The following is a 24513-nucleotide window of genomic DNA, read 5'->3' as shown; positions in this document are numbered from 1 at the left end:
AATGGAACTTTCAATTTTATTTCTTCCACTAATAGCATCAATTATTTCAGGTTTTTTTGGGCGTTACATTGGTGATAGAAATTCTGAAATAGTAACTAGTGCATTAGTCTCTATATCTGCGATTTTATCAATAATTGTTTTATATCAGGTAATCATTAATCAATATGAAGAAAATATTGTTATAGCAACTTGGATTAATTCAGGTTCACTCGATGTTAATTGGTCAATGTTAATTGATCCTCTATCAGCTGTAATGTTGGTTGTAGTTACTTCTGTATCGGCATTAGTTCATATTTATTCCATTGGTTACATGTCTCACGATCCACATAAACCAAGATTTATGGCTTATCTATCATTATTTACATTTGCAATGTTAATGCTTGTAACATCAGATAATTTTATTCAACTATTTTTTGGTTGGGAGGGAGTTGGACTTTGCTCATATTTTTTAATTGGTTTTTGGTTTAAAAAAGAGAGTGCTAATGCAGCTGCAATCAAAGCTTTTGTTGTTAATAGAGTAGGTGACTTTGGTTTTGCATTAGGTATTTTTTTAGTCTTTTATTTGTTTGGAACTGTAAATTATGATGAAGTTTTCCAGCAAATTCCAACTGTGGTAGATAAAAATTTATCCTTCTTAAGTTTTGAAGTTAAAGCGATAGATTTGGTTTGTTTATTGTTATTTATCGGAGCTATGGGTAAATCAGCTCAAATTTTACTTCATACTTGGTTGCCAGATGCAATGGAAGGACCAACACCAGTTTCTGCTCTAATTCATGCTGCAACAATGGTTACTGCAGGCGTATTTTTAGTTGTTAGATGCTCACCTATTTATGAATTTTCTCCAGTAATTTTAAATTTGATTACTGTAGTCGGAATGACAACAGCTTTTTTTGCTGCAACGGTAGCTTTAGTTCAAACAGATATTAAAAAAATAATTGCTTACTCAACATGTAGCCAACTTGGTTATATGTTTTTTGCAGCTGGGGTTGGCGCTTACAATGTAGCTATGTTTCATTTATTTACACATGCCTTTTTTAAAGCTTTATTATTTTTAGGATCAGGATCAGTAATCCATGCTTTTAAAGATGAGCAAAACATTAATAACATGGGAGGTGTATGGAGAAAATTACCTTACACTTATGCTTTAATGATTATAGGTACCCTTGCTTTGACAGGTTTTCCTTTCTTATCAGGCTTTTATTCAAAAGATGCAATTATTGAATTTGCATATTTGAAAGGAAATACTACAGGTTACTATGCAGCTGGTATTGGAATAGTTACTGCATTTTTAACGTCAGTTTATTCTTGGAGACTAATATTCAAAACATTTCATGGCAAATATAATAATAAAGAGATTAAAATTGAGGAAACGCACGAGTCACCTTTGGTAATGCTTGTTCCGTTATTTGTGCTTTCTATTGGTGCAATTTTTGCAGGCGTTTTGTTTAAAGATTTGTTCATTGGACATGGTGGTGACAATTACTTTTGGTCAGAATCAATCAAATTTTTAGAACCACTGAGCACAGAACATCCACCGACATGGTTTTTACTTTTAACACCTAGTTTAGTTATCCTATCAATACCTATTGCTTATTATTTATTTGTTAAGAACAAAGAATTGCCAAATGAAATAGCGTCAATGAATAAACCTTTATACAATTTCCTTGTTAACAAATGGTACTTCGATGAGTTGTATGAGGTTATCTTTATTAAATCATCGAAAAAACTTGGAACATTTTTATGGAAAGTCTGTGATGGAACTATAATAGATGGATTTGGTCCAGATGGAATTTCTTCTTTTATAAAAAAATGTTCAATTAAAGCAAATAAATTTCAAAGTGGTTTTATCTATCAATATGCTTTTGTAATGTTGTTAGGTTTTTCTGCTTTATTAACCTTTTTGATAGTTAAATAATGAGTTTTCCAATTTTATCATCTTTAATCTTGTTACCTACTATAGGAGCTCTTTTTTTATTTTTTACAAAAGATAAAGATGGAAATAATTCAACGGCTAAATATGTAGCTTTATTTACAAGTATAGTTAATTTTTTAATTTCTATTTATTTGTGGATATCTTTTGACCAAAGTATATCTGATTTTCAATTTGTTGAAGATAGAACATGGATTGAAGGATTTATTAATTATAAAGTTGGTGTTGATGGAATTTCGATATTATTTATAATCTTAACAACCTTTATAACTCCACTTTGTATCATTTCAGTTAACAATTCAGTAAAAAATAGATTACGAGACTTTTTAATTGCAATTTTAATCATGGAAAGTTTCATGATTGGTGTGTTTTGTGCACTTGATTTAGTTATTTTTTATTTATTTTTTGAGGCTGGATTGATCCCAATGTTTTTAATTATTGGTATTTGGGGTGGTCCAAAACGTGTTTATTCAGCATTTAAATTTTTTCTATATACTTTGCTTGGATCGGTCTTAATGCTGGTTGCGATCATTTCAATATACTGGATATCAGGTACAACAGATGTAGTTAAACTTTATGAAATTGGAATTGACGCTAAATACCAAAATTTATTATGGTTAGCTTTTTTTAGTTCTTTTGCAGTAAAAACACCTATGTGGCCTGTTCACACTTGGTTACCAGATGCTCATGTTGAAGCTCCTACGGCCGGTTCAGTTTTATTAGCTGCTATTTTGTTAAAAATGGCAGGATATGGTTTTATTAGGTTTTCACTTGGATTATTTCCAATAGCTTCGGAAGTATTTACGCCACTTATTTATACTTTAAGTGTTATAGCAATAATTGTTACTTCTTTTATCGCCTTAATGCAGGAAGATATGAAAAAGCTAATTGCATATTCTTCTGTTGCACATATGGGTTTTGTAACTTTAGGTATTTTTACTCTTCAACAACAAGGTATCGAGGGAAGTATAATTCAGATGATTAGCCATGGATTAGTATCTGCAGCTCTATTTTTATGTGTTGGTATTGTTTATGACCGTATGCATTCAAGGATGATAAATTCTTATGGTGGTATAGTTGCCATAATACCAAAGTATTCGATTTTATTTATGTTGTTTACATTAGCCGCTTTAGGATTACCCGGAACAAGTGGTTTTATTGGTGAATTTTTAATTTTAATGGGTGCCTTTAAGGATAATTTTTTAGTAGCTGTCTTAGCAAGCCTAGGAGTTATATTAGGGGCTGCTTATATGCTTTGGTTATATAAAAGAGTTGTATTTGGAAAATTAGTTAATGAGGATTTAAAGAAAATGTTAGATTTAAATAAATCAGAATATTTAATCTTAACTTGTTTAGCTATTCCAACTTTATTTTTTGGTTTTTATCCAGATCCTTTGATTAATACAATTGAGGTTTCAGTTTCAGATTTAATAAATATGCATAACATTAATTTAGCGAGCAAATAATATGGAGAATTTAAATTTAATTTTACCTGAAATTTTTATCTCATTATCAATAATGTTTTTACTTGTATTGGGAGTGTTTAAAAAAAATAGTTCAGGAATTACTTTTAACTTGTCTTTATTTGTATTTTTAATTGCTGCTATAATAGCTATTAACGAAACTTTCTCTGTACACAGAGAAACTTTGTTTAACGGTAGTGTTGTAATAGATAAGATGTCTTCATTTATGAAGATAATAACATTGTTAGGTGGTTTTCTAGTATTAGTTATTTCTTCTAGTTATTTAAAAATTTTTAAAATTTTTAATATTGAATATCCAGTTTTAATTTTGAGTTCTGTACTAGGAATGATGGTCATGATTAGTTCTAATGATCTAATTGTATTTTATATGGGTCTAGAGTTACAATCATTAGCCTTATATGTTTTAGCAACTTATAACAGAGATCAACTAAAATCATCTGAAGCAGGTTTAAAATATTTTGTATTAAGTGCATTATCATCAGGATTATTACTTTATGGATGTTCACTAATTTATGGTTTTTCAGGATCTACGAACTTTGATGTGATTTCCACACAACTTAATTCAAATGAGTATGTACTTACTTTTGGGATAGTTTTTATTTTAGTAGGTTTAGCATTCAAAATTTCAGCAGTACCATTCCATATGTGGGCACCAGACGTATACGAAGGATCCCCAACTACAGTAACTTTATTTTTCACAATGGTACCAAAAATTGCTGCGTTAACTGTATTTATTAGATTTTTATATGTTCCATTTTTACATCTAATCGATCAATGGCAAATGATAATTGTATTTTTATCTATTGCCTCAATGCTATTTGGTGCAATTGCAGCAATTGGACAAACAAACATCAAAAGACTAGTTGCTTATAGCTCTATTGGACACATAGGCTATACATTGGCTGGTCTTGCCACTGCTTCAAATGAAGGAATTCAAAGTTCAATAATTTATATTTCAATTTATGTTGTAATGAATTTGGCCCTTTTTTCTTGTTTGTTAATGCTTAGAAGGAATAATCAATATTACGAGGATATTGATGACTTATCTGGTTTATCAAAAAATCATCCATTATTATCACTTTCTTTTCTTGTAATATTATTTTCATTGGCAGGGATACCACCATTAGCTGGATTTTTTGCAAAGTTTTATGTTTTCAAAGCAGTTTTAGAACAATCAATGTATTTTTTAGCTATTGTTGGATTGTTATCTACTGTTGTTGCAGCTTTCTATTACTTAAGAATAATCAAGATTATGTACTTTGATAAAGAAAAAGATAAATATGATACAGATCATAGTTTATGGTTAAAATTTTCATTAACTTTTTCTACAATATTAATTCTTTTATACTTCATATTTCCAAGCCAATTAATTGAGGTAGTATCAAGAATTAATATTATTTAATGAAATTTAAGAAATTTAATTTTAAAACAATAAAAAGTACTAACGACACAGCTGCAAGAATAATAAAAAAAACTAACTATAAATTTGGTATGGTTGTTGCTGAAAAACAATTTAGTGGTCGAGGTCAGTATGGAAGAAAATGGATTTCATATAAAGGTAATTTATTTGCCTCTTTTTTTCATCCATTTGATGAAAATAAATTCTCAATAGAAAGAGTTACAAAGTTAAATTGTAATTTAGTTAAACAAACACTCTCTAAATATATTAAAAATAAAATTAACTTTAAAAAACCAAACGATTTATTAATTAATAAAAAAAAGATTAGTGGGATTTTACAAGAAATTATAACGAAATCGGATAAAAAATTTTTAATTACAGGAATAGGAATTAATGTAATAAAAAATCCAAATGTTAAAAATTATCCATCTACAAATTTATATGGAATAACAGGAAAAAAAATTAATAAATCTGAATTAGAAAAAAATTTGAAACTAGTTTTTGAAAGTAGAATATCAAAAATGTATAAAATAAATTAATTAATATGTATATTTTAGGTGATATAGGAAATACTGACACTAAAATTTATTTAGTTTCCAAAAGAAATAAAATTTTAAAAAGAATTACTTTTATTTCAAAAAACATAAGTAATAACCAATTAAAAATCTTATTTAAAAAAAATAAAATTCAAATAAATAAAATTGAAAAAATATTGTTCTGTAGTGTTGTCCCAAACACTTTTAAAATTATAAAAAACTACTTTTCTAAAATTACCAAAGTTAAATGCAACGAAGTAAAAAATTTGAATTTAAAATCAATGATTAAAATTAAAGTTGATTACAAGCAGGTAGGCTCTGATAGAATTACAAATGCCATAAGCTTATTGGATAACAAAAATAATTATATAATTTTAGATTTTGGTACCGCTACAACATTTGATGTTTTAATAAAAAATACGTATATGGGAGGAATAATAGCTCCTGGAATTAAGTTGTCTCTTAATACTTTGTCAGACAAAGCTACTTTAATCCCAAAAATTGAGCTTAAACGTATGAAAAAAGTAATAGGCAACAACACACTTTCTGCTGTTAGATCAGGTTTTTTTTGGGGTTATGCTGGTTTAATTGACAATATGATTAATTTAATTAAGAAAGAGACAAGAAAATCCTTTAAAGTTGTATTGACAGGTGGATTTTCTGATTTATTTACAAGTTCAATAAAATCGAAAGTTAAACATAACCAAGATATTACAATTAAAGGTCTAATAAAGATTTCTGAGCAAATAAAATAATATGAAAGATGAATTGTTATTTTGTCCACTAGGTGGATCTGGTGAGATTGGTATGAACATGAATTTGTTTGGTTACGGTCAACCAAGTGATCATAAATGGATAATGGTAGACATTGGTGTAACTTTTGCTGATGATACTATACCAGGTGTTGATTTAATTTATCCTGATCCTGGATTTATTGTTGAAAGAAAAGATAACTTGTTGGGTATAGTTTTAACTCATGCTCATGAGGATCACATTGGAGCAATCGCACATTTATGGCCAAAATTAAGATGTAAAATATTTGCTACTCCATTTACAGCAGTTTTGATTAGAGAGAAGTTTCGAGAAAAACAAATAGATATTACTAATGATTTACAAATTGTTGAATTAAATGGAACTGTTTCATTAGATCCATTTGAAATTGAATATATAACTTTAACTCATTCAATTTTAGAACCCAATGGCTTGAGAATAAAAACTCCCGCTGGTGTAATTTTACACACAGGAGATTGGAAAGTAGATCCCAATCCAATTATTGGTGACAATATAAATGAGAAGAGATTAAAAGAAATTGGTGATGAAGGAGTATTAGCAATGATCTGTGACTCTACTAATGTTTTTAGTGCCGGCAAGTCTGGATCTGAACTTGATGTAAGAAAAAATATGTTAAATGTAATGTCGAGATTGAAAAAGAGAATTATAATTACTTCATTTGCATCTAATGTAGCAAGGATGGAGACAGCATTTTATTGTGCTGAACAAACAGGAAGACAAATTTCACTAGTTGGGAGATCGATGCATCGTATTTATAAAGCTGCACGTCAATGTGGATATTTAAAAAATACAATTGAACCAATTGACCCCCGTGAAGCTAAAAATTTCTCAAGAGAAAAAATAGTTTATCTTTGTACAGGTAGCCAAGGAGAACCAATGGGAGCTATGATGAGAATTTCTAGCTATGTACACCCTGATGTTTTTATTGAAAAAGGTGATGCTGTGATATTTTCATCAAAAATTATACCTGGAAATGAAAAAAAACTTTATAAATTGCACAACCAACTTGTTAAAGATGGTATAGAAGTTATATCTGAAGAAACTGAATTTGTTCATGTTTCTGGTCATCCAAATAGAGAAGATTTAAAAGAAATGTATCAATGGGTTAAACCTAAATGTGTAATACCTGTACATGGTGAACATAGGCACATGATAGAACACATAAATTTTGCAAAAGAAATGCAAGTTCCATATCCTGTACAAGTAGAAAATGGTGATATAGTTAGGTTATATCCTGGTAATCCTCCTGAAGTTTACGACAAAGCTCCAAGTGGTCGATTATATTTAGATGGCAATGTAAGTGTTGATCCAGATTCACAGTCAATAAAAGATAGAAAAAATTTGAGTGCTAATGGATATCTTGAAGTAACTTTAATGATAACACCTAAAGGAAATATTCACAACAATCCTGTGCTTTCTTTTCGTGGTTTGCCAGTAGACGATAGAGAAGAATTTGTTTATGGACTAGAAGAAGAAATAGAAAAAACTTCTAGGACTTTTAAAATTGGAAGCAAGCAGCAAGAGCATAATTTAATCGATGCATTGAAAATTGCCTGTAGGAAATTTTCCAAGGAAAGAACGGGAAAAAAACCTTTCACTAATATTAACTTAGTTAGAATTTAATGAGTGTAACTGGTTTAGCAATTATCTATGTAATTATATGGTGGATAGTCTTTTTTGCTATACTTCCTATTGATGTAAACAGAGCAAAAACAGTAAAAATTGACGGTGAAGATACAGGGTCACCTGAAAATCCAAAAATGTTGAAAAAATTCTTGTATTGCACTGCTATAACTACTGTAATTTTTATCATTATTTATTTACTAATAAAATTTGAATATTTAAATTTAAGAAATATGATTAGTTAAGATGCTTTTATCAAATTCATTTATTCCGATATTAAAAAATAATCCTTCTGAAGCAAAAATTAAATCTCATCAATTAATGTTGAGAGTTGGTATGATAAAGCAAGCTTCTGCAGGAATATACTCATGGTTACCTTTAGGCTTTAAGGTAATGAAAAAAATAGAACAAATTGTTAGAGAAGAGCAAATTAAGATTGGAGCTCAAGAAATATTAATGCCAACAATTCAATCTAGTGAGATATGGAAAGAAAGTGGTCGATATGATGATTATGGTGAGGAGATGCTTAGAATAACTGATCGTCAAAATAGAGAAATGCTTTATGGACCTACCAATGAAGAGCAAGTTACAGAAATTTTTAGATCTTCAATTAAATCTTATAAATCATTACCCCAACTTATGTACCACATACAATGGAAATTTAGAGACGAAATAAGACCTAGATTTGGAATAATGAGGGGGAGAGAGTTTTATATGAAAGATGCCTACTCATTCGATGTATCAGACGAAGAAGCTTTTTTTTCTTACAATAAATTTTTTCTTTCATATTTAAAAACTTTTAAAAGATTAGATCTAACTGCAATACCTATGGCTGCTGACACAGGTCCAATTGGAGGAAATTTATCTCATGAATTTATTATCCTAGCAGACACAGGAGAAAGTAAAATTTTTACTGATAAAAGAATTTTTGACTTAAACAGTGATGATACTCAATTAGAAAAATCTTCGTTAGAAGAAATGAGAAAAAAATATGAGCAATATTATGCTGTGACTGACGAAAAGTTTAACAAAGATGAGTTTGAAAAAATAGTTTCTAAGGAAAATCAATTAATCACAAAAGGCATTGAGGTAGGCCACATATTTTATTTTGGCGACAAATATTCAAAACCTATGAATGCATCAGTAGATTTACCAGGTGGAAAAAAAGATTTTGTTAAAATGGGTTCTTATGGAATTGGTGTATCAAGGCTAGTTGGGGCAATAATAGAGGCAAAATATGATGAAAAAAATGAAATCATGAAATGGCCATTGTCTGTTGCTCCATATGATATTGCATTGATACCGATGATAAATAAAAACGATAATTCAGCACTTGTTAAGGCCAATAATATTAACAGTGAGTTATTAAAAAATAATATTGATGCTCTTATTGATGACACTGATGAAAATTTTTCATCCAAAATTAAAAAAATGAATTTAATTGGGGCTCCGTATCAAATTATCATCGGAAAGAAGAGTGAAGGTGATTTATTAGAGTTTAAAGAAACAGGTGGTGAAACTCAAAACTTACCTTTAAGCAAAATTATAGAAATTATAAATAAACAAAAAAATTCAATTTGATTTCTACTTTAGAAAAAGAAATTACTTTAAGATTTTTAAAAGCTAGAAAAAAGGATGGCTTTTTAAATGTTATTTCAATATTTTCCTTCATCGGAATAAGTCTAGGTGTTGCTGTTCTTATTATTGTTATGTCAGTAATGAACGGCTTTAGAACAGAATTAATCAATAAAATTGTAGGATTTAATTCACATATTACTGTTAAACCTTATTCAAATTCAATAGATGAAGATAAAATAAATAATACACTAAAGTTAATCTCTAAGAATATTATTTTTAGTAATTCAGGAGAGGCAATTATTCTAAAAAACAATAGTACTAAAGGAATAGTGTTACGAGGCTATAAACTCAATGATCTTTTAAATTTAAATGTATTAACAAACGAAAAATTTAAAGGTGAATTAAATCAATTTGATAAAAATTTTATATCAATTGGAAGCGAACTAAGTTTTTCTCTAAATCTTGAAATAGGAGATGAATTGACTCTAATGTCACCATCCGGTGTTCAAACAATAATTGGCAGTATGCCGAAACAAAAAACTTTTATTGTTAATTCAATTTTTAATAGTGGTTTAGCAGAATTTGATAACAATATTGCATTTATAGAACTTAATGTTTTAGAAGAGTTCTTTGGATTTGATCCCAACGAAAGAAATTTAGAAATTTATTTGAAAAATCCAAATAATATTGAGTCCAAAAAATTAATTGTTAAACAAGTTTTTGATGATGAGTTTGTCTTTAGTTGGGCAGATATGAATAGTTCATTATTTTTAGCTCTTAAAGTAGAACGGAATGTCATGTTTATTATTTTGTCATTAATAATAATTGTCGCTGCATTTAATATTATTTCAGGATTAACTATTTTAGTAAAAAATAAAACAAGGGATATTGCCATCTTAAAATCAATTGGAGTACTAAATAAATCAATAATTAAAATATTTTTTTTAGTTGGAGTAATAATAGGTACTTCTGCAACAATTTTCGGTATTTTTTTAGGTGTAACTTTTTCTATTTATATTGAAAATTTTAGACAATTTCTAAGCTCAGTTTTTAATATAAGTTTATTTCCTGAAGAAATATATTTTTTAAGCAAGATGCCTTCTGAAATTAATCCGACATCAATTATTCTAATTTCAGTTTGCTCAATAATTATAACTATTTTAGTATCAATTTTTCCAGCATTTAAAGCGGCTAGATTAGATCCAATTAAATCTTTAAAATATGAGTAAGTATTTAGAATTAAAAAATATATCTAAAAGTTTTGAAACTGAAAAAAAGATTAAAGTTTTAAAAGGATTGTCACAAAATTTTGAAAAAGGTAAAATTTATTCACTCATGGGCCCATCAGGTTCAGGTAAATCAACTTTGTTAAATTTAATTTCTTTAATAGACAGACCTTCTTTGGGTCAAATTATGTTTAATCAAAATCAAGTTAATTTTAATGATACAGAAGAAAATGATATTTTTAGGTCAAAAAAAATTGGTATTGTTTATCAACAAAACAATCTTCTTCCTGATTTTACCGCTCTAGAAAATATTTATCTAGCATCACTTGCTAATGGTAATGATAAAGAGCTAGCAAATACTAAGGCTAAAATATTATTAAAAAAAATTGGTCTTTCTAACAGATCAAATCATTTTCCTTCTCAACTTTCAGGTGGTGAAGCTCAAAGAGTGGCTATAGCAAGAGCTATAGTAAATGATCCTGAAATAATCTTAGCTGATGAGCCAACAGGTAGTTTGGATATGAATACAGCAAAAGAAGTTTTTAAACTTTTATATAATCAAAAAAAATCAGATAGATTAATAATATTTGCAACTCACAATAGATTTTTTGCTAATAAGGCAGATTGCCTATTGGAGATGAGAGATGGTATTATAAAATCATCTAATGTCTGAGTCATTAAATCAAAACTTTAATCATCTAAAAGTCCATACACAATATTCTATATGTGAAGGTGCGGCCAAGATTGATGATTTACAAGAATATTGCAAATCAAACAAAGTTAAATCCTTAGGAATAAGTGACACTTCTAATTTATGTGGAGCTTTAGAATTTGCAGAAAAAATTTCTAAATCAGGAACACAGCCAATTATTGGTACTCAAATTAATTTTAAATTAAATGATACAACTGGATTGTTACCATTATTTGCCTTGAACGAAACAGGTTATAAAAACATTATTGAATTGTCCTCGAATTCATATTTAGAAAATGATGAATTAAGTGACCCTCATGTAAATTTTGATGAATTATTAAAAAGTTCTCATGGTGTTTCAGTTTTTTCAGGTACAGTTTCAGGTCTTTTTGGAAAATTATTTGATAAAGGAAAATTTACAGAAATAAACGAAATTTATTCAAAAATTAAAGAAGTTTTTGGAGATAGGTTTTATTTAGAAATTCAACGACACAACGACACTAATGAAAATGGGTTTGAAAAATTTAATCTAAAAAACTCTTTAGAACTAGAAATACCAATAATTGCTACTAATGAGGTTTTTTATTTATCAAAAGATATGCACGAAGCGCATGATGCTTTGATTTGTATTGGTAACAAAACATATATTAATGAAAAAAATAGATTAAAATTAAGCGATCAACATTATTTAAAAACTAACTCTGAAATGACAGAGTTATTTGCTGATATACCAGAGGCATTAGAAAACAATTATAACTTTCCTTTAAGATGTAATTTTAGACCATTATTCTCTAATCCTATATTGCCAAACATTAGTACTGATAAAGATGGTAATGCAGATGATCTTTTAACTAAATATTCTTTAGAAGGACTGCGAGATAAATTTTTAAAAGTTTTTAATGTTAAAGATAGCGAACTTGAAAATGATAAAAATTTTCTTCTTTATAAAGAAAGACTAGATCATGAACTTTCAATAATTATTAAAATGCAATATTCGAGTTATTTTTTAATTGTATCTGATTATATAAAATGGGCTAAAGAAAATGATATACCAGTTGGTCCTGGTAGAGGTTCAGGTGCTGGATCATTGGTTGCTTGGTGTATATCAATTACTGATGTTGACCCAATTAAGTTTAATTTAATTTTTGAGAGATTTTTAAATCCAGATCGAATTTCTATGCCTGATTTTGATATAGATTTTTGTGAGGATAAAAGAGACCTTGTTTTTGAATACTTAACAAAAAAATACAAAGATAGTGTAGCTCACATAATTACTTTTGGTAAACTTAAAGCAAGGATGGTGATCAGAGACGTTGGTAGAGTTATGGGATTACCTTATGGGTTTATTGACAGCATATCAAAAATGATACCTTTTGATCCTTCCAGACCTCAAAATCTAACCCAATGCATAGCTGGAGAGCCAAGATTACAAAAGCTAATTAATGAAGATTCTAGAGTAAAAAAATTAACAGAGTTATCATTAAAATTAGAAGGTCTTAATAGAAACGTCGCTACTCATGCAGCAGGAGTTGTTATTGCAGATAAAAAATTAACAGAAGTAGTTCCTTTATATAAAGATACTTCTGCAGATTTACTTTTACCTTCAACACAATTTGATATGTATTCAGCTGAAAATGCTGGTTTAATTAAATTTGATTTTTTAGGGTTAAAGACTCTAACTGTAATAAATAACACTCAAAAATTAGTTAGAAAAAAAGATAAAAAATTTAATATTGAAGAAATAGATTTTGATGATCAGAAAGTTTTTGATCTATTATCATCTGGTAAAACAGTGGGCTTATTTCAAATTGAAAGTGCTGGAATGAGAGAAGCTTTGCTTCATATGAAGCCAAATCATATTGAAGATATTATTGCATTAGTAGCATTATATAGACCAGGCCCAATGAGCAATATACCAACTTACAATGATTGCAAACATGGAAAGCAAAAACCTGATTACTTACACCCATTGTTGGAAGATATTTTAAAACCCACATATGGGGTAATTATTTATCAAGAGCAAGTAATGCAGATTGCTCAAAAACTCTCAGGATTTACTGCTGGTCAAGCCGATCTTTTGAGAAGAGCAATGGGTAAAAAGAAGAGAGCAGAACTAGAGAAACAAAAACAAGGTTTTATTGCTGGAGCAGTTAAAAACGGTATTGCTAAAGATGTTGCAGCTGGAATATTTTTAAAAATTGAACCTTTTGCAGAATATGGTTTTAACAAGAGTCATGCTGCAGCTTATGCAATAATTTCTTATCAAACTGCATATTTAAAAACTTATTATCCTAAAGAATTTATTGCTGCATCAATGACTATGGATATTTCTAATCAAAATAAATTAAGTGAGTTTTATGAAGAATTAAAAAGACTTAATGTTGAAACAATTAGACCTGATATTAATGAATGTTTTGCTGATTTTAGAACTATTGATGGAAAATTTTATTATGCCTTAGGTGGAATTAAAGCTGTAGGTTATGAGGCAATTTCTAATATTGTTGAAGAAAGAGAGTTAAATGGAAAATTTATATCTATTAATGACTTTATAAATAGAGTTAATCCCAAAGATATAAATAAATTACAATTAGAGGGATTAGTAAAAGCAGGAGCATTTGATAATTTAAACTCAAATAGACAAGCAATCTTTAACTCAATACCTAATTTAATTTTAAAAAATAAAAATATTTCTGAAAATAAACTAGCTAATCAAATAGATTTATTTTCTGATAACATTGAAACGGAGGAAGACATTATCGTTAAAATAGAAGATTGGAAATTTGAAGAGCGATTATCAAAAGAATTTGAAGCAGTAGGATTTTTTATATCTGATCACCCATTAAATCAATTTACAGAAATTTTTGAAGACTATAAAATTAATGATTATGAAAAATTTATATCAGATGATAATTCAGAAAATGTTAATGTAGCTGCAACATTACTTAAAGTTCAAGAGAGAAAAACTGCCAAAGGAAATGCGTATGCTGTTTTAAAGTTAACAGATTTAAATAGTGTATTTGAAATATTTATTTTTTCAGATTTGTTAGAATTAAATAGAGAAATCCTAAAAGAAGGCAGCTCATTAATTTTGACCTTAGTTAAGAATATTTCTAATGATGAAAACCGTTTTAAAAGAATTAATGTTCAAAAAATTGCTTCTTTAAAAGATTTATTTAATAGTCCAATTAATGAAATATCCTTTAATGTGAAATCTATTGAACAAATCCAAGAGATTTCAAAATTCTTAAATCAAGACGGTAAAACCCAAGTAAAATTTAATCTCTCAACAGAGGATCAAATTTTAAATTTTCAACTAAAAAAACCAATGAATCTTGATAGAAAATCTTTAAATCTTTTAAGAAAACAGCAAATTCAAGCAGAAATTAGTTAAATAAAACTTGTCAATTTTAACAAATATTTGTAAATAACCATTAAATTAAATTAACACGCACACAGTTGTTGGTTTTATACCTCCGGTCCTTAATTGGAAATTACTGTGGTGGCTTAACCGGGAATAAATATGAAAATACCTAACGTTACAATTCAACAATTATTAGAAGCTGGTGTTCATCTTGGACACAAAACTTTGAGATGGAATCCAAAAATGAAGAAATACATTTTTGGAAAAAGAGACTCAATTCATATTATAGACTTAACTCAGACACTTGAATTAACTAAAGTAGCTTTAGAAAAAGTATATAATACAATAGCAAATAATGGAAAAATTTTATTTGTTTCAACTAAAAAACAAGCATCAGAGGCTATAGCTGAAGTTGCTAAAGATACAGATCAGTATTTTGTAAACTATAGATGGTTAGGTGGAATGCTAACTAATTGGGGAACAATATCTAATTCAATTAAAAAATTAAAAAAGTTAGAAATTGATTTAGCTGCTGAAAATAGAGGTTTTACTAAAAAAGAACTTCTTAAGATGAGTGTAAAAAAAGACAAACTTCAAAGATCATTGGGTGGAATTGCAGAAATGAAAAAAGTTCCAGAATTAGTTTTTGTAATTGATACTAATTATGAATCATTAGCTATTGCTGAGTCATCAAAATTAGGTATTCCTATAATTGCTATTCTAGATAGTAATTCTAACCCAGATCATATTGACTATCCAATACCAGGTAATGATGATGCAAGAAGAGCTATAGATCTATACTGCAACCTAATTAAAGAAACGATCAATAATGCAAAAAGTTCAATTCAATCGTCTGAACCTAAGCAAGAAACAGTAAAAATAGATAATGGTGATGATAAAAATAAAACTATTCAAGAAATTGATAGAGAAAAGTTAGAAAAAAAATTCTCTAACGAAGATAAAGGAAAGTTAAACTAAAATGAGTGATATAGAAAAAGTTAAAAAATTAAGAGAAGCAACAGGTGCTGGATTTAAAGATTGTAATTTAGCAATCAAAGAGTCTAGTGGAGATCTAGATAAAGCAATCGAAATTCTTAGGGTTAAAGGAATATCAAAAGCGTCAAAAAAAATGTCCAGAGATGCTAAAGAGGGTGTTGTTGTAGTATCAGGTGATGAAAACAAAACTTCTGTAATAGAAGTAAATTGTGAAACTGACTTTGTTGCAAAAAATGATGACTTTATAAGCTTTGTTAAAGAATTAAGTGAATTAAACAACCATCACAGCTCTAATCAAGATGAATTAAAAAAAGCTGTAATGAAAAATGGCCAGAGTGTAGATGATAATTTGGTAGCGCTAATTGCAAAAATCGGTGAAAAAATTACAATTGGAAAATCAAAAACTATTGAAAATAAAAGTGGAGTAAACAACTATTACCTACACACAGTTGTAAAAGATAATGTAGCAAAATTAGCTGTATTAGTATCTCTTGATACGAATGATAAATCAGATACAGTTAAATCTTTTGGTAAACAATTATCTATGCATATTGCAGCTTCAAATCCTTTAGCACTTGAGTCAAATTTAATCGACCAAACAGTAATTGATAAAGAACAAGAACTTGTTGCTGAGGAACTAAAGAATTCAGGCAAACCTGATGAAATAGCTAAAAAAATAAGTTTAGGAAAAATGAACAAATTTAAAGAAGAAAATGCGCTTTTAACTCAAGCTTGGGTAATGGAACCTAAGAAAAAAGTTCAAGATATTGTAAAAGAACTTTCAATAGCTGATTTAAAAATTAAGGAATTTTTCAGAATAAAAATAGGAGAGTAGATGTTTGACGAGAAATCTTATGGTGTAAAAATGGATAAAGCCATAGATGTATTTTCTAAAGAATTATCATCTCTAAGAACAGGTAGAGCTAATGCTGCAATGTTAGATCTAGTCAAAGTTGATGTTTACGGTCAACAAATGCCAATCAATCAAATTGGAAGCATAACAACTCCCGAACCTAGAATGATAAATATTCAAGTATGGGATGCTAACAATGTACCTTTACTAGATGCTGCAATAAAAAAATCAGATTTAGGTCTTAATCCTCAAATTGATGGACAATTAATAAGACTTCCTGTCCCAGAGCTTAATGAAGAGAGAAGATCTGAATTAAAAAAATTAATCAAATCAATTGGTGAAAAATGTAAGGTTTCAATAAGAAACATAAGAAGAGAAGCTAATGAAGATTTAAAGAAAATGTTAAAATCTAAGGAAATTGGTGAAGATGATGAGAAATCAAAAGAAAAAATCATCCAAACAATTACTGATAACCATATTAAATCAGTAGATGAAAAAGTTTCTTCAAAAGAAAAAGAAATAATGACAATATGAACCCTATAAAACATGTAGCCATTATCATGGATGGCAATGGGAGATGGGGATTAAAATACAAACAATCAAGAAACGCTGGTCATAAAGAAGGATTAATAACTATTGAAAAAATTATCAAGGAATCAATAAAACAAAACATAAAATATTTAACTTTATATGCATTCTCTACTGAAAATTGGAAAAGACCTAAAAAAGAAATAAATTATTTATTTAAGCTACTAGAATATTTCCTAGTAAAAAAATTAGATGATTTAAATAATTTACAAATTAAACTTAAGTTTTTTGGAAGTAAAAATTTTACAAAAAAAATTAACCTTCTTTTAACTAAAGCTGAAAAAAAAACATCAAATAATAAAAAAATTCAAGTAAATCTTGCAATTAATTATGGATCTAAAAATGAAATAATTTTAGCAATAAAAAAAATCATTAAAGAAAAAATTTCAATAAATGAAAAAAATTTAGAAAAATTTTTTTTTACAGAGAATATACCAAATCCTGATTTACTAATAAGAACAGGTAATACTTGTAGGTTAAGTAATTTTTTGTTATGGCAAATAGCTTATTCAGAAATTTTTTTTGAAAAAAAATTATGGCCATCTTTTAACAAAAAAGACTATATTAGAGTTTTAAATAAGTTCAAAAAAATAAAACGTAACTTTGGAGCTATTTAGTGCCGAATGAATTTATAAAAAGAACTATTAGCTCGTTTATTTTAATACCTTTGTCATTATTTGTTGTAATAAAAGGATCTATTTATTTTAATTTTTTTTTATCAGCATGCTTAATTCTTTCTATAATTGAATGGTGTAAAATGACTAAATATAATTTAGTAAGTATTTTTGGATCTATTTTAATTTTATTTTCTTTTTATGCTGTTTATAGAATTAGAAATGATTTCAATGATGATCCAAAATATTTACTACTTATTTTAATTATTTGTGTTTCAACTGATATAGGTGGTTTTATCTTTGGCAAACTTTTTAAAGGACCCAAATTATCTAAGATTAGCCCAAATAAAACTTTTTCTGGTGTAATAGGAAGTTATTTATTTTCTCTTAGTGCTGCGTTTAGCTTTATTTATTTTTTTGAATTAAATAATTTTGATGCATCAATTTATCTTTTAACTTTATTAATTTTTTTAATATCAACAATAAGTCAAATAGGTGATTTAACAATTTCGTATTTTAAAAGATTAGCTAAAATTAAAGATACAGGAAAAGTTATTCCAGGCCATGGTGGAATTTTAGATAGAATTGATGGTATGATTTTTGTTTTTTTCTTTTTATATATTTTTTTATTAATTCAGAAAATTTTATTATGAGTTATAGAAAAAAAAAAATTGTAATTTTAGGATCAACAGGCTCTATAGGAAAATCTACTTTGAAAGTTATAGAGAAAGATAAAAAAGACTTTCAAATCATGCTTTTAACGGCAAATAAAAACTATAAGGAATTGTTAAGTCAGACCAGAAAATATGATGTTAGAAACGTTATAATTACTGATCAAGCATCATATAAAAAATTTAAAATACTAAATAAAAATCATAATTTGAATATTTTTAATAATCTTGATTATTTAAAGAAAATTATAAAAACTAAAGTTGATTATACTATGAGCTCGATAGTAGGTATCTCTGGACTTCAGCCAACATTGAATATGATTAAGTTAACTAAAACAATCGCTATTGCTAATAAAGAGTCACTTATTTGTGGTTGGAATTTAATAAAAAAAGAATTGAAAAAAAATTCAACACAAATGATACCCATTGATTCCGAACATTTTTCTATTTGGTATGCAATTAAAAACCATAATATTAAAAATATAAAAAAAATTTACCTTACTGCCTCTGGTGGACCTTTATTAAATATGCCTAAAAGAAAAATATTAACTTTAAAAGTTAAAGATATTTTAAAACATCCAACCTGGAAAATGGGTAATAAAATTTCTGTAGATTCGTCTACTATGATGAATAAAATTTTTGAAATTATAGAAGCAAGAAATATATTTAATTTAAGTTTAGATAAATTATCTATATTAATTCATCCAAAATCTTATGTTCATGCAATAATTGAATTTAATGATGGTATGATTAAATTTGTTGCCCATGAAACAACAATGCAAATACCAATATTTAATTCAATTTATAGGACTAAAAAAAATTTCTATCAATCTAATAAGTTAGACATCAATAAGATTAATCAATTGAATTTGTCTAAAGTTAAAAAAAAACAATTTCCGACTATCGATATATTAAATTTAATACCGAGCAAAATATCATTGTTTGATACAGTTTTAGTGGCATCAAATGATGAATTAGTTAATTTATATCTAAATAGCAAAATAAGTTATAATGATATTTCAAGAAAAATTTTAAAATTTTTAAATTTAAAAGAGTTTGCAAATCTAAAAAAAAAAATTCCTCAAAAAATTGAAGATATTGCTAAAATAAACAAATATGTACGTTTAAAATTAAATACAAAAAGTGTATAGAAAGTGATGATTTCAAGAATTTCAAGATATCTTTTTTTATGTTTAATAATTCTATCCTTAAACATAAAAAATGTTTATGCAAATAATTTTGAAAGTATTGAAATAAGTGGAAATGATAGAATATCAAATGATACAATCTTAATGTTTGCTAACATCGAGGAACAAAAAAAAATTGATCAGAACTATCTAAATGAAATTTTAAAAAATGTTTATGAAAGTAATTTTTTTAACAACGTTGAAGTAGAGTTTTCAAATAATATTATAAGTATCAAAGTTGAAGAATTTCCTATTATTGAAAATATTTATTATGAGGGTATCAAGGCAAACAAAACAAAAGATGTAGTCTACAAAGACTTGCAATTAAAATCACGATCTTCATATAATGAAATAATTCTTAAAAATGATAAAATCAAAGTCCAAAATTCCTTAAAGAATTTAGGTTATTATTTTTCAAATGTAGATATTTTATTAACAGAATTAAATGACAACAAAGTAAACCTTACCTACAAGGTTGATCTAGGTAAAAAAGCGAAAATAAAAAAAATATCATTTATTGGAAATAAAGTTTTTAAAGATAGAAAACTTAAAAGAGTCATTGCTAGTGAGGAATATAAATATTGGAAATTCATATCAGGAAAAAAATATTTGAATGAAAATTTAATTGCTTTTGATGAAAAACTATTATTAAATTATTACCGTAACCAAGGTTACTATGATGTTGCAATAAATACTTCATTTGCAAAGCTTGTTGGTACTGATGGATTTGAGCTTTTATTTAATATAAATGCTAATAAAAAATTTTATTTTAATGATATTAGTATCAATTTGCCATTTGATTTTGATGATGAAAATTTCGTTGATCTAAAAAAATATTTTAATGAATTAAAAGGTAAAAAATACTCGATAAACTTGGTGGAGGAAATGTTGGAAAAAATCGACAACATTACACTTGAAGAACAGTTTGAGTCAATTAAAGCCAATGTAAACGAAAGTATAGTTGAGAATAAGATTAATATAGAGTTTAATATTGAAAAAACTGAACAATTTTTTGTTGAAAGAATAAACATTTTTGGAAACAATGTTACAAGAGAAAATGTTATAAGAAATCAGCTCATAATCGATGAAGGTGACCCTTATAATCAAATTTTAGCTAATAAATCTTTAAACAACATTAAAAGTTTAAGATTTTTTAAATCTGTAAATTCAGAGGTATTAGATGGAAGTAAAGAAAATTCAAAAATAATAAATATTTCAGTGGAAGAGCAAGCCACAGGAGAAGTTTCTGCTGGAGCAGGTTTTGGAACGGATGGCGCAAGTATTTTGTTTGCTGTAAGGGAAAATAATTATCTTGGTAGAGGAATAAGTTTGGACTCAAACATTTTCCTTAAAGAAGATAGTGTAAAAGGAAAATTTCAAGTTACAAATCCTAACTTTAATGATTCTGATAAATCTATTTATTTTTCTGCCGAAACATCTGAAACTGATAAGTTGAAATCTTTTGGTTATAAAACCAATAAATACGGTTTTTCAGTTGGAACATATTTTGAATATCTTGATGATCTTAATTTAGGTATCGGCACATCAAATTTCTATGAAAAAATTGATACGAATACAACAGCTTCAGCAAGACAGAAAAAACAGCAGGGAGATTATTGGGATACGTTTCTCAATTTAAATTTTGATCTTGATAAAAGAAACCAAAAATTTCAAACTAATGATGGCTATAGAAATAGGTATTTTTTAGATTTACCAATTTTAAGTGAAAAAAATACCTTAGGAAACACCTATAATTATCAATATTTTACTGAATTATATGATGCAAATATTACAAGTTTTTCTTTTTATATTAAGACTGTAGAGTCTTTATCTAATGATGATGTAAAATTATCTGAAAGAATTTTTTTACCTTCAAGTAGACTTAGAGGTTTTGAAAACGGCAAGGTTGGCCCTAAAGATGGTAAAGATTTTATAGGAGGTAATTATGCCACAGCATTTAACTTTTCATCAAGTATTCCACAAATTTTAGAAAATTCACAAACAATTGATTTTTTATTTTTCCTAGATGCCGCAAATGTATGGGGCGTAGATTATGATTCATCAATTGATGATAACAGCAAAATTAGAAGCTCAGTTGGAATAGGTATTGATTGGCTAACTCCAGTTGGACCTATGAATTTTACTTTTGCAGAAACAATTTCCAAAGCAGACACTGATATAGCAGAAAGTTTTAGATTTAATTTAGGAACTACATTTTAATGATTTTAAAAAGATTTTTTTATATTCTTTTTTTAATATTAATAACAGGCAACGCTTATACTCAGGAGAATTTAGCTTTTATTAATATAGACAAAGTTTTAAACGATTCAAATTATGGTAAATCTCTACTTAAAGAAATTAAACTAGTTAATGAAAAAAATATCAAAATTTTGCAAGAAAAAGAAATTGAAATTAGCAATGAAGATAAAGAACTTCAGGGCAAGAAAAATATTTATTCTGAAACTGAGTTTCAATTAGAACTAATAAAATTTAAAAATAAATTAGAATCTTACGCTAAATTAAAAAACGACATGGTTGAAGATATTGAGAAAAGAAGAGATAAAATTTTAAATAATTTTTTTTTAGAAATTAATCCAATAATAGAAAATTTTATGAGCGAAAATTCAATAGATATTTTATTTGAGCAAAAAAATGTATATATTGGTATAAATAATTTAGATATTACTGATGATATTATAGAACAATTGAATAAAATCCTATAGATAATGACAAGACTTGATAAAAAACAAATTATTGATTTATTGCCACACAGAGATCCAATGTTATTGATTGATGAATTGTGTGATATAAAAAAACTTCAATCTGCAACTGGTATAGTTAATGTTAAAAAAGATAGTTTTTTTGTTCAAGGACATTTCCCCGATCAACCTGTGATGCCAGGGGTATTAATTGTTGAGTCTTTTGGTCAAGCTGCTGCTGCCCTCACAGCACATGGTTTAGATAAATCTACATATGAAAATAAATTAGTCTTTCTAATGGGTGTTGAGAAGGCACGTTTTAGAAATCCAGTAATACCTGATTGTAAATTAATATTAAAGATTGAAGCAATAAGATCTCACGGTAGAGTGTGGAAATATAAGGGTGAGGCTTTTGTAGATGAAATAAAAATGGCAGATGCAATATGGTCTGCGACTATTGTAGATAAGAAATAAACAGCAATAATTATTGATAACTTAAGTTAAATTGCTCTGTTAAAAGCAATTATGTCAAATCCATTTTTTAAATGCAATGGACCTTTTTTGGTTTCAGATATCTTAAAATTGATAGGCATTAAAATAGATAATTTAAAAAAAGATATTGAATTGAATGATATAAAAGATCTTCACAGTTCAAACGTTTCAGATATTACTTTTTTACATTCCAAAAAATATGTCGAAATTGCAAAAAGTACTAAAGCATCTTTTTGTATAACTACAGAGTCTTTAAGAAAAGAACTTCCAACTTCATGCGTACCCTTGGTTGTTGAAAATGTCTTGGTATCAGTTTCAAAAATAACATCAATGTTTTATCCAGATGCATTAAATGATGATTTTGACGATACTTCTATTGATATTAATAAAACCAATTTTAAGCATAAAGTAAATTATGGTAAAAATGTTTTGATTGGAGAAAATGTATCAATAGGTACAAATTGCAAAATAGGTCATAATTCAATAATTGAAAAAAATGTTTTCATTGGAGACAATTGTTCAATCGGTTCAAATACAATAATAAGAAATTCTCTAATAAATGATAATGTAAAAGTTTTAGATAATTGTGTCATTGGAAAGCATGGTTTTGGTTTTTTTCCAAATAATAAGAAGAATTTAAGATATCCACACATTGGCCTTGTAATTATTGAGGAAAATTGTGAAATAGGATGTGGAAATACTATAGATAGAGGCTCAATGTCAAATACTGTCATAGGAAAAAATACCTATTTAGACAATCAAATACACATAGCTCACAATGTTAGAATAGGAGAAAATTCAATCATAGCAGGTCAAGTAGGAATTGCTGGTAGCTCAATTATTGGTTCAAATGTAAGAATAGGTGGTCAAGCAGGAATTTCAGGACATATTAAAATTGGCAATAATGTAGAAATTGGAGGTGGCTCTGGAGTAATAAGAAATATTCCAGATAATACAAAAGTAATGGGTTATCCAGCGAAAAATATCAGAGAGTTTTTAAGAGATAACAAATGATACATAAAACTGCAATTATTGATTCAAATGCCAAAATCTCTAAAAATGTAACAATAGGAGCTTATTCTGTAATTGGCCCAGATGTAGAAATAGGAGAGGGTACAATTGTGCAATCTCATGTTAACATAACTGGTAATACGATTATAGGTAGTAATAATAAAATTTATCCATTTGCATCAATAGGGAACGATCCACAAGATTTAAAATACAAAGGTGAAAAAACTTTATTAGAGATAGGTGATAACAACAAAATAAGAGAGTATGTAACCATTAATCCAGGCACTGAAGGTGGTGGAGGTAAAACTAAAGTTGGTAATAATTGTCTATTTATGGTTTCTTCACACATTGCACATGATTGTATAGTTGGTGATAACGTTATTTTAGCAAACAATGTTCCATTGGGAGGTCATGCCCATGTGGATAACAATGCTATAATCGGTGGTAATTCAGCTGTACAACAATTTACTAGAGTTGGAAAATTTGCAATGATAGGTGGTATGTGTGGCGTAGTAAGAGATGTGATACCATATGGTATAGCCCATGGAAACAGAAGTGTATTGCAAGGACTAAATCTAATTGGTTTGAGAAGAAAAAATATTCCAAATAAAGAAATATTATCCCTTGGTGAAGCTTATAAAATAATATTTAATAATGATAATTTAACAGAGAATTTAAGTAATTTAACAAATGATTTAAGAAAAAATCAATTGGTAGCAGAAGTAGTTAATTTTATAGAAAAAGATAAAAAAAGACCAATTTGCACTCCTTTTTCAAAATAA

At 27.4% G+C, this 24513-nt stretch carries 22 protein-coding genes; all 22 read left to right on the top strand.

Annotated elements, in window-relative coordinates:
• Position 1 precedes the first annotated feature (1 nt).
• The 22 genes from nuoL (at position 2) to lpxA (ending at position 24513) form a co-directional block, all read left to right on the top strand.
• On the top strand, positions 2-1915 hold the full coding sequence (gene nuoL / locus ACTTA6_RS03050) for an NADH-quinone oxidoreductase subunit L (protein WP_440614458.1): 1914 nt from the start codon (positions 2-4) through the stop codon (positions 1913-1915).
• Positions 1915-3396, top strand: a complete 1482-nt coding sequence (locus ACTTA6_RS03045; RefSeq protein WP_440614457.1) for an NADH-quinone oxidoreductase subunit M — start codon at positions 1915-1917, stop codon at positions 3394-3396. The genes nuoL and ACTTA6_RS03045 overlap by 1 nt, the downstream gene beginning before the upstream one ends.
• Position 3397: 1 nt before the next feature.
• Complete coding sequence (gene nuoN / locus ACTTA6_RS03040; RefSeq protein ID WP_440614456.1) at positions 3398-4816, top strand: NADH-quinone oxidoreductase subunit NuoN; 1419 nt, start codon at positions 3398-3400, stop codon at positions 4814-4816.
• Positions 4816-5352, top strand: a complete 537-nt coding sequence (locus ACTTA6_RS03035) for a biotin--[acetyl-CoA-carboxylase] ligase (protein ID WP_440614455.1) — start codon at positions 4816-4818, stop codon at positions 5350-5352. The genes nuoN and ACTTA6_RS03035 overlap by 1 nt, the downstream gene beginning before the upstream one ends.
• Before the next feature lie 5 nt (positions 5353-5357).
• Positions 5358-6104, top strand: coding sequence for a type III pantothenate kinase (locus tag ACTTA6_RS03030; RefSeq protein WP_440614454.1), 747 nt, complete (start codon positions 5358-5360; stop codon positions 6102-6104).
• Position 6105: 1 nt separating this feature from the next.
• Positions 6106-7764, top strand: coding sequence for a ribonuclease J (locus tag ACTTA6_RS03025; RefSeq protein ID WP_440614453.1), 1659 nt, complete (start codon positions 6106-6108; stop codon positions 7762-7764).
• Positions 7764-8009: a DUF1467 family protein gene (locus tag ACTTA6_RS03020; protein WP_440614452.1), complete on the top strand. Its 246-nt coding sequence runs from the start codon at positions 7764-7766 to the stop codon at positions 8007-8009. The genes ACTTA6_RS03025 and ACTTA6_RS03020 overlap by 1 nt, the downstream gene beginning before the upstream one ends.
• 1 nt (position 8010) lies before the next feature.
• The gene (proS, locus tag ACTTA6_RS03015) at positions 8011-9345 is read left to right on the top strand and encodes a proline--tRNA ligase (RefSeq protein ID WP_440614451.1); all 1335 of its coding nucleotides are present in this window, start codon (positions 8011-8013) and stop codon (positions 9343-9345) included.
• Positions 9342-10571 (top strand): lipoprotein-releasing ABC transporter permease subunit, encoded by a 1230-nt coding sequence (locus ACTTA6_RS03010; protein ID WP_440614450.1) that lies wholly within the window; start codon positions 9342-9344, stop codon positions 10569-10571. The genes proS and ACTTA6_RS03010 overlap by 4 nt, the downstream gene beginning before the upstream one ends.
• Positions 10564-11241, top strand: coding sequence for an ABC transporter ATP-binding protein (locus ACTTA6_RS03005; RefSeq protein ID WP_440614449.1), 678 nt, complete (start codon positions 10564-10566; stop codon positions 11239-11241). Before ACTTA6_RS03010 ends, ACTTA6_RS03005 begins: the two co-directional genes overlap by 8 nt.
• Positions 11234-14650: a DNA polymerase III subunit alpha gene (dnaE, locus tag ACTTA6_RS03000; RefSeq protein WP_440614448.1), complete on the top strand. Its 3417-nt coding sequence runs from the start codon at positions 11234-11236 to the stop codon at positions 14648-14650. The genes ACTTA6_RS03005 and dnaE overlap by 8 nt, the downstream gene beginning before the upstream one ends.
• A gap of 129 nt (positions 14651-14779) precedes the next feature.
• On the top strand, positions 14780-15598 hold the full coding sequence (rpsB, locus tag ACTTA6_RS02995) for a 30S ribosomal protein S2 (RefSeq protein WP_440614447.1): 819 nt from the start codon (positions 14780-14782) through the stop codon (positions 15596-15598).
• A gap of 1 nt (position 15599) precedes the next feature.
• Positions 15600-16451, top strand: coding sequence for a translation elongation factor Ts (gene tsf, locus ACTTA6_RS02990; protein WP_440614446.1), 852 nt, complete (start codon positions 15600-15602; stop codon positions 16449-16451).
• Positions 16452-17003, top strand: coding sequence for a ribosome recycling factor (gene frr, locus ACTTA6_RS02985; protein WP_440614445.1), 552 nt, complete (start codon positions 16452-16454; stop codon positions 17001-17003). It abuts the gene before it with no gap.
• Entirely contained in the window at positions 17000-17674 is a 675-nt protein-coding gene (gene uppS, locus ACTTA6_RS02980; protein ID WP_440614444.1) for a polyprenyl diphosphate synthase, read from the top strand. Before frr ends, uppS begins: the two co-directional genes overlap by 4 nt.
• On the top strand, positions 17674-18324 hold the full coding sequence (locus tag ACTTA6_RS02975) for a phosphatidate cytidylyltransferase (RefSeq protein ID WP_440614443.1): 651 nt from the start codon (positions 17674-17676) through the stop codon (positions 18322-18324). The genes uppS and ACTTA6_RS02975 overlap by 1 nt, the downstream gene beginning before the upstream one ends.
• A complete protein-coding gene (locus ACTTA6_RS02970) occupies positions 18321-19493 on the top strand; it encodes a 1-deoxy-D-xylulose-5-phosphate reductoisomerase (RefSeq protein ID WP_440614442.1) in 1173 nt (390 codons plus the stop codon). The genes ACTTA6_RS02975 and ACTTA6_RS02970 overlap by 4 nt, the downstream gene beginning before the upstream one ends.
• Positions 19494-19499: 6 nt before the next feature.
• Positions 19500-21749, top strand: a complete 2250-nt coding sequence (gene bamA, locus ACTTA6_RS02965; protein WP_440614441.1) for an outer membrane protein assembly factor BamA — start codon at positions 19500-19502, stop codon at positions 21747-21749.
• Complete coding sequence (locus tag ACTTA6_RS02960; protein ID WP_440614440.1) at positions 21749-22252, top strand: OmpH family outer membrane protein; 504 nt, start codon at positions 21749-21751, stop codon at positions 22250-22252. Before bamA ends, ACTTA6_RS02960 begins: the two co-directional genes overlap by 1 nt.
• 3 nt (positions 22253-22255) lie before the next feature.
• Positions 22256-22702 (top strand): 3-hydroxyacyl-ACP dehydratase FabZ, encoded by a 447-nt coding sequence (gene fabZ, locus ACTTA6_RS02955; protein WP_440614439.1) that lies wholly within the window; start codon positions 22256-22258, stop codon positions 22700-22702.
• Between the two features lie 51 nt (positions 22703-22753).
• Positions 22754-23734 (top strand): UDP-3-O-(3-hydroxymyristoyl)glucosamine N-acyltransferase, encoded by a 981-nt coding sequence (gene lpxD / locus ACTTA6_RS02950; protein ID WP_440614438.1) that lies wholly within the window; start codon positions 22754-22756, stop codon positions 23732-23734.
• Positions 23731-24513 carry an acyl-ACP--UDP-N-acetylglucosamine O-acyltransferase gene (lpxA, locus tag ACTTA6_RS02945; RefSeq protein ID WP_440614437.1) on the top strand — a complete coding sequence of 261 codons (783 nt, stop codon included), beginning with the start codon at positions 23731-23733 and terminating at the stop codon, positions 24511-24513. Before lpxD ends, lpxA begins: the two co-directional genes overlap by 4 nt.

The sequence above is a fragment of the Candidatus Pelagibacter sp. HIMB1636 genome (assembly GCF_052047675.1).
Classification (GTDB): Bacteria; Pseudomonadota; Alphaproteobacteria; order Pelagibacterales; family Pelagibacteraceae; genus Pelagibacter.
The sequence above is the reverse complement of the archived record's forward strand: the minus strand, read 5'-3'. Positions and strand labels throughout refer to the sequence as shown.